13 protein-coding genes are annotated in these 12,135 nt (G+C 38.7%); 4 read left to right on the forward strand and 9 right to left on the reverse strand.

Features of this window, described 5'->3' with window-relative positions; translation table 11 throughout:
* Positions 1-106 precede the first annotated feature (106 nt).
* Positions 107-1,057, forward strand: a complete 951-nt coding sequence (locus tag J7W16_RS00320) for an LCP family protein (RefSeq protein ID WP_210594940.1) — start codon at positions 107-109, stop codon at positions 1,055-1,057.
* A 44-nt stretch (positions 1,058-1,101) separates the two neighbouring features.
* On the opposite strand, the gene fabF is transcribed toward J7W16_RS00320, so the two are convergent.
* Positions 1,102-2,343, reverse strand: a complete 1,242-nt coding sequence (gene fabF, locus J7W16_RS00325; RefSeq protein WP_210594941.1) for a beta-ketoacyl-ACP synthase II — start codon at positions 2,341-2,343, stop codon at positions 1,102-1,104.
* Between the two features lie 35 nt (positions 2,344-2,378).
* Positions 2,379-3,317 carry a beta-ketoacyl-ACP synthase III gene (locus J7W16_RS00330; RefSeq protein ID WP_210594942.1) on the reverse strand — a complete coding sequence of 313 codons (939 nt, stop codon included), beginning with the start codon at positions 3,315-3,317 and terminating at the stop codon, positions 2,379-2,381.
* A 180-nt stretch (positions 3,318-3,497) separates the two neighbouring features.
* Here J7W16_RS00330 and J7W16_RS00335 point away from each other — a divergent pair, with 180 nt between their 5' ends.
* Positions 3,498-3,803 carry a hypothetical protein gene (locus J7W16_RS00335; protein WP_210594943.1) on the forward strand — a complete coding sequence of 102 codons (306 nt, stop codon included), beginning with the start codon at positions 3,498-3,500 and terminating at the stop codon, positions 3,801-3,803.
* 49 nt (positions 3,804-3,852) lie between these two features.
* On the opposite strand, the gene J7W16_RS00340 is transcribed toward J7W16_RS00335, so the two are convergent.
* From J7W16_RS00340 to J7W16_RS00350, 3 genes are all read right to left on the reverse strand, one after another.
* Positions 3,853-4,182: a hypothetical protein gene (locus J7W16_RS00340; protein WP_210594944.1), complete on the reverse strand. Its 330-nt coding sequence runs from the start codon at positions 4,180-4,182 to the stop codon at positions 3,853-3,855.
* 70 nt (positions 4,183-4,252) lie between these two features.
* Positions 4,253-4,423, reverse strand: coding sequence for a ComZ family protein (locus tag J7W16_RS00345; RefSeq protein ID WP_210595884.1), 171 nt, complete (start codon positions 4,421-4,423; stop codon positions 4,253-4,255).
* An 84-nt stretch (positions 4,424-4,507) separates the two neighbouring features.
* Positions 4,508-5,470, reverse strand: coding sequence for a BMP family ABC transporter substrate-binding protein (locus J7W16_RS00350; RefSeq protein ID WP_210594945.1), 963 nt, complete (start codon positions 5,468-5,470; stop codon positions 4,508-4,510).
* A 208-nt stretch (positions 5,471-5,678) separates the two neighbouring features.
* On the opposite strand from J7W16_RS00350, the gene J7W16_RS00355 reads away from it, so the two are divergent.
* Both J7W16_RS00355 and J7W16_RS00360 read left to right on the forward strand, forming a co-directional pair.
* Positions 5,679-7,271, forward strand: coding sequence for a peptide chain release factor 3 (locus tag J7W16_RS00355; RefSeq protein WP_210594946.1), 1,593 nt, complete (start codon positions 5,679-5,681; stop codon positions 7,269-7,271).
* A 587-nt stretch (positions 7,272-7,858) separates the two neighbouring features.
* Complete coding sequence (locus J7W16_RS00360; protein ID WP_210594947.1) at positions 7,859-8,863, forward strand: DUF3231 family protein; 1,005 nt, start codon at positions 7,859-7,861, stop codon at positions 8,861-8,863.
* A gap of 212 nt (positions 8,864-9,075) precedes the next feature.
* On the opposite strand, the gene J7W16_RS00365 is transcribed toward J7W16_RS00360, so the two are convergent.
* The 4 genes from J7W16_RS00365 to argF form a co-directional block, all read right to left on the reverse strand.
* Complete coding sequence (locus J7W16_RS00365; protein WP_210594948.1) at positions 9,076-9,975, reverse strand: NAD-dependent epimerase/dehydratase family protein; 900 nt, start codon at positions 9,973-9,975, stop codon at positions 9,076-9,078.
* Between the two features lie 61 nt (positions 9,976-10,036).
* Positions 10,037-10,780 (reverse strand): alpha/beta hydrolase, encoded by a 744-nt coding sequence (locus J7W16_RS00370; RefSeq protein WP_210594949.1) that lies wholly within the window; start codon positions 10,778-10,780, stop codon positions 10,037-10,039.
* 141 nt (positions 10,781-10,921) lie between these two features.
* A complete protein-coding gene (locus J7W16_RS00375) occupies positions 10,922-11,113 on the reverse strand; it encodes a YjzC family protein (protein ID WP_210594950.1) in 192 nt (63 codons plus the stop codon).
* Between the two features lie 56 nt (positions 11,114-11,169).
* Complete coding sequence (argF, locus tag J7W16_RS00380; RefSeq protein WP_210594951.1) at positions 11,170-12,123, reverse strand: ornithine carbamoyltransferase; 954 nt, start codon at positions 12,121-12,123, stop codon at positions 11,170-11,172.
* Between the last annotated feature and the right edge of the window lie 12 nt (positions 12,124-12,135).

Consider the following 12,135-nt stretch of genomic DNA (forward strand, 5'->3'; position numbering starts at 1 on the left):
TAATAAGCATTTTGCTTTTTATCGTTTTTTTTTGCGTTGACTTCTGCATACTTACCCGTTGATTTACCTCATACTAACTGTTAAAAGCATTAAATGGAGGTCTTCCATGAAGAGAATTGGTTTCTTATTCGTGTTCTCCTGTGCATGTCTATTTCTTATTAGTCATATTGTTTTTCAAGAATATAAAACAGAACAATCTGATCCACCACTGAGTATTCAATCAGAAGATTTAATTGTACTTCCAGAGGTTAACGATCCACCCAAGCCACCTCCTAAAAAGGAGAAAAAGAAAAAGTGGACACTCGAGAATACAGAGCCCCTTAACGTCTTATTAATCGGGATTGATGCTCGAAATGACGAACCTTCAAGGACCGATACGATCATGGTGGCCAAGTACAATCCTTGTAATAAGACCGCAAAGATTGCTTCAATTATGCGAGATAGTTATGTAACTATTCCAGGTCATTCTAAAAATAAAATAAACGCTGCTTTTGCTTTTGGTGGGGAACCATTACTTCAACAAACGATTGAAAAGAATCTTGATATTGCAATTGATTATTATGCAATTATCAACTTTGAAGGTTTTATCAATATGATTGATTCTGTTGTTCCAGATGGACTAGAGGTTCCTATTGAAAAAGCAATGGTCGATCCTCATAATTCCATTCGCTTCCAAAGTGGTACTCAACGTCTGAATGGAGAAGAGGTACTTAAGTATGTCCGTTTTCGAAAAGATGCTGAAAGCGACTTTGGAAGGGTAAGAAGACAACAACAAGTGCTAACTCTTCTAAAAGATGAAGTTCTGTCTTTTTCTGGGCTCACCAAAATCCCTAGTATCATTGGGGCAATTAGACCACATGTAGAGACAAATATACCGCCAACTAAGTTTTTGAGTATTGGACGAGATTTAGTTTTTCAAAAGATTGACGAGATAGACACGATGACGATTCCAATTAATAACGGCTTTGAAAACAAGAATTATCAGCATGCTGGTGCAGTACTTGAATTGGACTTGGCTAAAAATAAAAGTGAACTTAGAAAGTTTTTAAACGAGTAAAGAGTGCCAATTAAGGTCGGTGACCCTTTTGGCACTCTTCGTCATTAATTTATATATTCTTTAAAAACTAGTGTGGCATTATGTCCACCGAAACCTAAAGAGTTACTAAGAACAGCTCGAACCTTTTGTTTACGTGCTTCGTTCGGAACATAATCCAAATCACATTCTGGATCTGGAGTAGAATAATTAATTGTCGGAGGGATCATTCCATCGACTATTGCTTTGACGGAAAGAATCGCTTCAACAGCACCAGCTGCTCCAAGTAAGTGACCTGTCATTGATTTTGTTGAACTAACTGCCATTTTATAAGCGTGATCACCGAATACCGTCTTTGCAGCCATTGTTTCAAACTTATCATTGTAAGGCGTACTAGTACCATGTGCATTCAAATAATCAATATCAGAAGGCTCTAGTCCTGCATCAGTAATAGCCTGTCGCATAGCTCGAGCCCCACCTTCACCTTCAGGAGCCGGTGCTGTTACATGATAAGCATCTCCTGTTGCACCGTATCCACTAATTTCAGCGTAAATATGAGCCCCACGTTTAAGTGCAGAGTCTAAACTTTCTAAAATTAGAATACCGGCACCTTCCCCCATCACAAAACCATCTCGATTAGCATCGAACGGTCTTGAGGCTGTATTAGGATCATCATTTGTTGACACTGCTTTGGCAGCACAGAAACCAGCAACAGACATATTTGTAATTGGTGCCTCGGCACCACCAGTAATCATGACGTCTGCATCCCCACGCTGAATAACTTTGAACGCATCTCCAATTGAATTCGTACCGGATGCACAAGCCGTTACAGAACACGAGTTAATCCCTTTTGCTCCTGTCATAATCGATACTTGTCCAGAAGCCATATCTGGGATCAGCATTGGAACAAAAAATGGACTTACACGACGATAGCCCTTTTCAATAAATTGGCGGAAATTCTGTTCATATGTTTCCATACCACCAATTCCAGAACCGATCCATACACCTACTCTAGGAGCAATATCTTCAGTAATTTCTAAATTTGCATCTTTTAAAGCCATCATTGCAGATGCAACTGCAAACTGGGTAAATCGATCCATTTTACGTGCTTCTTTTTTGTCCATAAATAACGCAGGATCAAAATCATTCACTTCTGCTGCAACACTAATTGGAAAATCATCTGGATTCACACGAGTAAGTAGACCAATACCTGATTTCCCTTCGATTGCATTCTTCCAAGTTGTTGCAACATCTAATCCTAAAGGGGTTACCGTCCCCATACCTGTAATAACAACACGTCTTTTTTCCATCAATTCTCTCTCCTTTGCTTAGTTAGAAAATTAATTTACCTACCCCATCTAATCGCAATCGAGCCCCACGTTAGACCAGCACCAAAACCAACTAATACGACAACGTCACCATCTTTGATCTTTCCATCTCTCCACTCATCGACTAATGCCATCGGGATAGAGGCCGAAGAGGTATTTCCGTATTTTTGAACCGTTTTGGCCATCTTTTCTTTAGGTAAATCTAAGCGTTCGCGGGCCGCTTCCATTATTCGTATATTTGCTTGGTGTGGTACAAGGAAATCACAATCTTCCTTAGTCAGTCCAGCTTTTTCTAGAACCTTTACTGAAGATTCTCCCATTTGTCGAACAGCAAATTTAAATACTTCTCTACCATTCATCTCTAGAAAGCGTCCTTGCTGGTTAATATGCATTGCCCCAGCTCCATCTGCCCCAAGTTCAAACGAAAGAATTCCACGATCAGAAGAAACAGGTCCCAAAACAGCTGCACCTGCACCGTCCCCAAAAAGGACAGCTGTATTTCGATCACTAAAATCTGTGATTTTAGATAATTTCTCCACACCAATAACAAGGATATTTTTATATGCACCTGTTTCGATAAACTGTTGTCCTGTCACAAGGCCATAAATAAATCCTGCACATGCTGCACTTATATCCATAGCAGCTGCTTTTTTCGCTCCTAGCTTTTCTTGAATCAATGTAGACACCGTTGGAAACGGCATATCTGGCGTTACCGTTGCTACCAGGATCAAGTCAAGTTCCTCTGCAGCAATCTCTGCATGGTCTAACGCTGCCTTCGCTGCTGCATATGCCATATGTGAACTATCAACATCGTCTCCTGCGAATCTTCGTTCTTCAATTCCTGTTCTTGTTCGGATCCATTCATCACTTGTATCTACTTTTTTCTCAAGATCTATGTTCGTTACAACTTGGTCTGGAATATAACTTCCAATACCTAATATACCTGCCCTTGTCATCTATCCATTCCCCTTTCGCAACATTCAACACGATTTTTTGGGTTATTATTAGTACCTAGTACTAATTTTAACTTATGTCATCAATTATGTCTATATGTATATAGAATTAGGCCTTCGTCTTTACACAGGAGATCAGTCCAACCCATACACTATTTATGAGGAAGAAAAGGAGGATTGATTATGGCTGATCGAGAGCAACCCAAAACAGATTTCTTTACAGATTTGATGTTTGGTCGACCCGTTCCCCCTCCTGAGTCATTAGACCGTAAGGAAGAGGAAGAAAATAAGGGTGCAGAGCCAGAAAAGGAAGATGAGAAAGGTCCAGAGCAACAGCCAACAGAAACGCAACCCCCTAACCAAATGGAATCGATTTTTGCCCTGGTTCAATCTCTGGCTCCACTAATGGGCTATGTGCAAGGACTTTTCTCCCAACAAAAAAAAGAAGATTCCTCAAGTACTTCAAAAAAAGAGAACGCTAACGACTAACGTTTGCGTTCTCTTTTTAATAAGAATATTGTGTATTCCTAGAATACGATTACTCTTCTACATTTTTTTGTAGTTCGTCCATTAAATCTGTAAAAAATCCATCAATTTGATTTTTCAATGACTGCTCATCTGGATTTTTTGGTTCCATTTCTTTTATTTCTGCATATGTTTGTAAAAAACCTTCAATATCACCTGTGCGAATTTGAGCAATGCTATAACTAACAAAAAGGCGAATATTTGGAGCCCCACTCGTTCTCATCAATTCGACGAATGGTCTAAGCTTTTTGATTGCTTCCTCATTCTTACCTTCTTTAACAAAAGTGTAGCCTTGTTTCATCTCCATCGCAAAAGCTTGTAGTTTTTCATTTTTCTCCACCATATTATCTACTCCTTTGTAAAAAAACAAAAGCTCTACCGGTTAACCAGTGGAGCCTTCTATTACATTTACATTATTTCGTTGCATCCTGCTTACCAAGTTCGTAAGCCTCTGCCATTACATTCATAAATAATTCGAGCATTGGTTGAAGGTCTTCCATATTCAACTCAATTCCCTTTTCATCTAACATCTTCTTACCCTCAGGTAAATATTTCATTGCGATTTGCATAAACTTCATATTCATTTCTTGATTTCCCACGTTTTTTCCACCTCTTTATGTACTTTTCTCTATTACGATACTATGATTACGGTAATGAAAGCAAGTGAGTTACATAATAGGACTTGTCGGTAAATCACCTGTTTGAATATATTCACGAATATGTTCGGCAAGTTGAGTTCTGACCTTAGTGGGAACTTCACTTCCAAAATTGCCAAGTGAGATAACACCGTCTTGGAAATCATACACAAAATTCCCTTCTTTCAGCTCACCTTTACTGTATTGTTCTGCAATCTTCTCATAAAGCTTGTCAACTTCTTGGACTGTACTCGTTAGGACCGTCGCTTCTCCAAGGTCAACCTGATCTCCAACGTATCCGATTGCAAAAATACCTGCTTCTTTTGCCTTTTCTATCACTTGAACATGATACCCATCTCCGGCAGGATAGACGACATCAACCCCTTTTCCTATCATGTCATCAAAAAAGGTTACTGCTTTCTCAGCATTTGTCCAGTCTTCTACATAGTTAATCGTCACATCAGTTTCCGGATTCAATGACGCACCCTCATAATAACCTTCAACTTCGGATTGCCATGGAAACGCAGCAATGATACCTACTTTTTCCGAACCAGACATTGTTGATGCAAGCATTCCTGCAAAAAAGCCCATAGCATACCCATCAAAATGCAAGCTGGTAACATTATTTCCCTCAACATGTCCGTTGAAGCTTACAAAATGCACGTCTTCATACACTTTCCCTAAATTAGTAAAAGGCTCTGCGAAAAAACGACCATGACCAAAAATTAATGTAATTCCAGCTTCATTAAACTCAGTTACTGCTTTTTCTACCTTAACTTCCGTATCAATATCTTCCTTAAAAGCTACTTCGACATTCAAATTGGCATGAATGTTTAATAATCCTTGATACCCTTTACTGTTCCAGCCCTGGTCATCTATCGTCCCCTCTAACAAAAGACCAATTTTAGGGGAAGTTCCTGACTCTAGCGATGGTGAGCAACCTGAAATTAGCATGACAATGATTAAGATACTATAGAAAAAATGGTGAAGCTTCATGTTGACACTCTCCTAAAATAAAACAAAGGTTTCGTTTTTTTAAAAGTATAAACTCTTATTCGTTAAAGTTATGCTCACTTCCTCTTTTATACACTACAATATGCCTAGTTGTCATATGATTGTAATCTTATTCGAATAAAGATGAAACAAATCCATAACACTGTTATAATAATACAAGACTATTTGGAGTAGAATCGAGGAATATTTTATGACCTATAAAAAAGCCGTGGAAACACGCCGTACATTTGCAATCATCTCCCACCCAGATGCCGGGAAAACTACTTTAACTGAAAAGCTCTTACTTTTTGGTGGAGCAATTAGAGAGGCAGGAACTGTAAAAGGTAAGAAAAATACAAAACACGCGATGAGTGACTGGATGGAAATTGAGAAACAACGTGGAATTTCAGTTACAAGCTCTGTCCTTGAGTTTCAATATGATGGATATCATGTCAATATATTGGATACACCAGGACATGAAGATTTCAGTGAAGATACGTACCGAACCCTAACTGCAGCAGACTCTGCGACAATGCTTATTGATGCGGCCAAAGGCGTAGAAGCCCAAACAAAGAAACTGTTTAAAGTTTGTAAAATGCGTAACATACCGATCTTCACCTTTATGAACAAATTAGATCGCCAAGGGAGAGACCCCTTTGAACTAATGGAAGAACTAGAAGAGTTACTAGGAATTAAATCATATCCAATGGGCTGGCCAATCGGAATGGGCCAATCATTTTCTGGAGTCTACGACAGACTTAACAAGAAGCTAGAGCTATATAATCCGGAAAATCCGAAAGACATTGATGTGATCCAGTTAACTGGACCGGATGATCCTAAATTGGATGAAGCAATTGGAGACGAGGGATTAGTGTCTCAGTTTCGTGAAGAACTAGAATTACTTGATGTTGCTGGAGATGACTTTGATTTAGATCTTGTTAAGAAAGGAGAACTTACACCAATTTTCTTCGGAAGTGCAATTTCTAGCTTCGGTGTTCAAACCTTTTTAGAGCATTTTCTTAAATTATCACCATATCCTGCCCCACGTGAAAGTACAAAGGGGATTATAGACCCTATGGAGAATGAAGATTTTTCTGGCTTCATCTTTAAAATACAAGCAAATATGAATCCTGCACACCGTGATCGTATTGCCTTTTTGCGGATTACTTCAGGGAAATTTGAACGCGGCATGACTGTTAAGCATGTTCGAATCGGAAAAAATCTTAAACTTGCACAACCAACACAATTTCTAGCCCAAAGCCGAAGCATCGTGGATGAGGCATATGCTGGAGATATTATTGGTTTGTTTGATCCAGGTAACTTGAGAATTGGTGATACATTGGTTGAGGGAGAAGGATTCCAATTTGATGAAATGCCACATTTCTCTCCCGAATTTTTTAGTGCAATTTCAGTTAAAGAGGCACTAAAGCATAAATCATTCGAAAAAGGCCTCCATCAATTAACGGAGGAAGGTGCGATCCAACTGTTTAAGACATACAATCGTTTCTCCGAACAGCAGATTGTTGGCGTCGTTGGTGTTCTCCAATTTGAAGTATTAGAATACCGTCTGAAAAATGAATATCACGTTGACATTCAATTGGAACGACTTCCATTTTCATTTGCTCGTTGGGCAAGTGGACCTCAGCAAGCAATGGAAGCCTTCAAAAAAGCACAACGAAACCTCGTCACAGATCGCGATGGTCGAATCGTTGTTCTCTTTGAAAATGAATTTCAAATGAGAACCGCAATGGAGAAATATCCTGATATTTCCTTCTATGAAAATTCGTTTATTAAAGAAGAATAAAGCAGGAATTGGTGCATACCCCTATACCAATAGCTCAGTAGAAACGTCTTTGAGAAGTTCTCAAAGGCGTTTTAAGTGTATCATGATTCTTTTCTTTCTTTAATGTTATATGCCCTCATCTCGTAAAGGACGGACCTTGCAATTCTCCACACTAAAACAGTACTTCAACTACGTGTTGCAATTTTGTCCGCATGATTTTGTCAGTTTTTTGTGACTAAGTAACCTTTAGGAAACACATATAATCCTGAATCTTTATTGTATTGTCCTGTACAAGCGTCCCAATCCTCTCCAAAAAGTTTTAATATTCTCTTGATACATTTACGTTAAGAGCAGAGAAATTCCATCTTACCTTTCATCACAGCGGACGGGATGGGCGGGCCGACTCCTGCAGGAAGAAAGGGCAGGTGGAAATCCACCGGCGTAGCCGGTTAGTTCCACGCCCGCCTGCGGAAAGCGTGCCCCCCATCCCGGTAGCGTGTTCAGAGCGATTTTTCCGGTTAGGTATTTTAGTTGAGTAAAAACCGATCACACATAAAAATGTAAAGAAAAGTAAAATATACTCTTAGTAAACAACTAAGGGGGCAACAATGAAAGAACATAATATAAAATTAACAGCAGCAGAAATTGGTACATTGTGGTCAAACTACATGCAAGAAAGCAGTACAATACCAATGTTAAAATACTTCTCTAAAAAAGTAGAAGACTCAGAAATCAAACCTTTAATCGACAAAGTACTAAAAATATCGATGGAGCATCTAGATAAACTAGAATCCTTTTTCAAACAAGAGAATTTCCCTGTACCAGTTGGTTTTTCAGAAAAGGATGTAAATCTTGATGCACCCAGGTTATTTTCAGATACATTCATGCTCTACTTTATTAGAAATATGGGTAAAGCGGGGATTGCTGCACATGGGATGTCATTTTCCTTTACAGCAAGAGAAGATATCCGAGAACTATTTTTAAAATGTTTGCAAGAAGCAACAGAAATTGAAGATGAAGCCAAAAATATAATGCTTTCAAAAGGGGTTTTCGTTCGACCACCCTATTTATCCAGCCCTCAATCTGTCAGTTTTGTTGAAAAAGAAAGCTTTCTACGAGGATGGTTTGGGGAAAGGCGTACATTAACAGCAGAAGAAATTTCTCATATTTTTATGAACTATCAAAACAACATCTATGGCCGAGCATTATTAATTGGTTTTTCCCAAATCGCCCAAGATAAGAAAGTAAAAGAGTACTTCTTGAGAGGAATTGATTTAGCTGGAAATATTTTAGAGACATTGAAGCTTTTATTTGAAGAAAGCTCCCTTCCTTCTCCAATGACATGGGATACTGAAGTCACAGATTCAACAACTTATGTGTTTTCCGATAAGCTTATGCTGTTTAATTCAACAGCATTAAATGCGATTTCTCTAGGTAATATGGGAGGCTCAGTTGCCCTCAGCATGCGACGAGATTTATCAACCAAATATTTAAATAAAATGGCGAAGATCGGTCTATACGCGGAGGACGGTCTCGAATTAATGATTAATAATCGTTGGTTTGAAAGGCCCCCACAAGCGATTGATCGTGCTCACTTGGTTGAGAACAATTAGAAAAATAGGATGTAAAAAAGGTCCCCCCTTTTCTACATCCTATTAGCCTCTGCTTCGTCGATAGAGGATCTCTGCAATAGCTCCACAAATAAGAGCAATAATTACGCTAATTCCCCTCATTGACATTAAGACCTCTCACTAAAAAAAATGAAAAGATCGTAACGAGAGCAAAGATAAGTAAACCTACGACTGATTTCATGACGTGTTCCTTTCTACTCTAATTCCTGCTGCTTCTGCCATTGTTTCATATGTTCCCGTTGCTTGGCAAGACCATCTTCAATCGAGGTTCGCGCTTGGAATTGTAATTTGTTAAATGCTTTGTCTGAAGTAAGGTGAGCCTGTATATACTCTGCCTTTAAGAAAAAATGCTGACAATCTAATAATTTCACAGCATTATACCACTCGTTTTCGTTCCCTGAAGCGAGGTGAATGATGTCATCTTTTTCAGTTGATTGACCAGCGAGCACTAAGCCCTCAACACAATCATCAACAAAGAGTAGATCTACAGTTGATCGATCTTTTACTGGATTATTGTTCCCCTCTAAAATTTGTTGAATTGTCATATCAGGACGTTGCCAAGGGCCATACACGGTTGGAAGTCGGAGAATGATGTAAGGTAGCTTTTTTTCGTTGCATGTCTTTATTACAATGTTTTCACCAGCTAGCTTTGTAATCCCATATGCTGATGTAGGATTCGTTGGTGTCGTTTCACTTATTTTCCCTGGGCGTTCTCCGTACACTTCTACTGAAGAAACATAAATAATTTTTGTCTGTTTAGAACATTGTTCAACGACTTTTTTTGTTATATGGACATTATTCTCAATGGCTTCTGCCAGCTTTAGTTTACTGTCTGATTTTGTTGATGCAGCTAAATGATAGACTACATCAACATCTTTAACAAGTTCCTCCAAATCGACGTCCTCAATTTTAGAATCGTGAACAGTGAGCAACGCATTTCTACCTATTTGTAACCATTTCTCCTCTTGTTCCTTTTCTCTTCCATCACTCTCGATCTTATCAATCACAATGACTTCGATTCCTTCTGAGAGTAATCGTTCGCATAAATGAAAGCCAATAAACCCTAAACCACCAGTAACAAGAGCCCTTTTCATACACATCTCCTCCATATCTCACTTTATGTATTAAACCCCCTCTTATGACTTTCGAGAGGATTTAGAGAACAATTTCATGCTTTTGAAAAAAAGGAAATGCTGATTGGGCAGCTTTGTAGAATGATTTTCCATTCCCATGAATACGTAGATTAATCAACATATTCTGATCTGCTAAATATTGCTGAAATGGTCGACTATGAAGAGACAGCGGAAAACGCTTTTCTTGCATATCACAGTGAATGGATAAAGGCGGAATCTCCTTTTCTAATGGCTTTGGTGTAATGGATTCAATCCAATTTTCATTTATACATACTTCTTCCTTTCTATAAACCTCCGCTAACTCTTTGACGAATCGTTTAAAATATAATTTACTCTCCTGTTCTTGCTCATAATGAGCAACTAGAGATAAACAAGGGTTGACCAAATAACAAGAGCGAGTGATCTTCTTATTTTGTTCCATCCATCTCAAGGCTAGTAATGCACCCGCTCCTTCTGCAAATAGATGAATTTTCGGGTTTAGAATTTCTTGTTTTATCACTGAATAATACATTTGAATTAAGCTATCATAAGCATCGAAGTTACCCCAATGTACGTCTCCAACCGGTGGGATCATAATTGTATATCCACGTTGAAGTAAATCTTCCATAAATTGATTCTTTTCAGGATGCTGCTCCCAATTGTTTGTATCCTCTTCTACTACCGTACCGTGATCACTTAGAAGAAACACCGCAAAACCATTTGGACGTTCTGGAAGGTAAATGACGCTCAATCGTTCATCTATGCCGAAAAACCGTGCACGTTTCATTGTTACGTCTCTCCCATCATTCAATGTTCTATCTTATCTTTAATACGGTATGCACTAAATTATGAAAATGGAAGTACATTTATAATGAACATGAAAAAGAGGTGCTAATGATCAATGATCATTAGCACCTCTTTGTTTAGTCTATAATCCCGCTCTTGGCTTTTGTTTCGGTGCCCATTTCCGATTATGGTTTTGAGTATCCGGAAACGTATCTCCCGCACTCATCTTTAATGATTTTGGATTTTGAACCATATCGCCAGTTTCTCCAATTTCAACATAAATACCATTGTTTGGAGCTTTTTGTCCTGGTTCAAATTGTCGACTTTGTCCCATGTCAATCCCTCCTTCGCTTTTAGATTACCCATTAGCAAAGGATTCATGAGACTGAATTATTTCGTCATTAATGCAACCAAGATTGCTTTTTGAGCATGAAGACGATTTTCAGCTTGATCGTATATAACCGAGTGATGACCATCAATTATTTCTTCAGAAACCTCTTCCCCACGATGGGCAGGAAGACAATGTAAGAAAATGAAATCATCTTTTGCTAAACTAGTCAATTCAGAATTAACTTGATACTCAGCAAATTGACTCAAGCGTTCAGACTGCTCCTGCTCATATCCCATACTTGCCCATACATCAGTATAAATGACATCAGCATCCTTAACAGCTTCTCTTGGGTCATTCGTTTGTTTAAGTGTTGATCCAGTGTCCTTTGCAGCTTCCTCTGCTCTCTTAAAAATCGTTTGGTCGACTTCATACCCTGTTGGTGTTGCAATCGTTACATCCATGCCTAGCTTAGCACCGATAGCTAATAGTGAATGTGAGACATTATTTCCGTCACCAATATAGGCAAGCTTGAGACCTTGTAGATTCTGTTTATGTTCATAAATGGTTAATGCATCAGCTACAGCCTGACATGGGTGGTACGCATCTGTTAATGCATTTATGACTGGAACCTTTGCGTGTTCAGCTAATTCTTCAACAAGCTCATGTGAATTCGTCCGAATCATTATTGCATCAACATAGCGCGAAAGAACATTAGCCGTATCTTTCACAGGTTCCCCGCGTCCTATCTGCATATCACGAGGACTTAAGAAGAGGGCATGCCCTCCCAATTGTGTCATTCCGACTTCAAATGAGACACGAGTACGAGTAGATGCATTTTCAAAGATCATACCTAGTGATTGGCCTTTTAATACGTCAGAATAAGCCTTTTGATCATTTTTAATCGTAAGTGCATATTCAAGTAAGGCTTCGACATCGCTTGGAGAATAGTCGAGCAATGTTAAAAAGTCTCTTCCATATAATGCTTTAATATTTGCAGCAGTAATTGCTTTCATATAAGTCACATC

It is taken from the genome of Halalkalibacter suaedae, from assembly GCF_017939705.1.
In the GTDB taxonomy this organism is placed as follows: Bacteria; Bacillota; Bacilli; order Bacillales; family Bacillaceae_D; genus Halalkalibacter; species Halalkalibacter suaedae.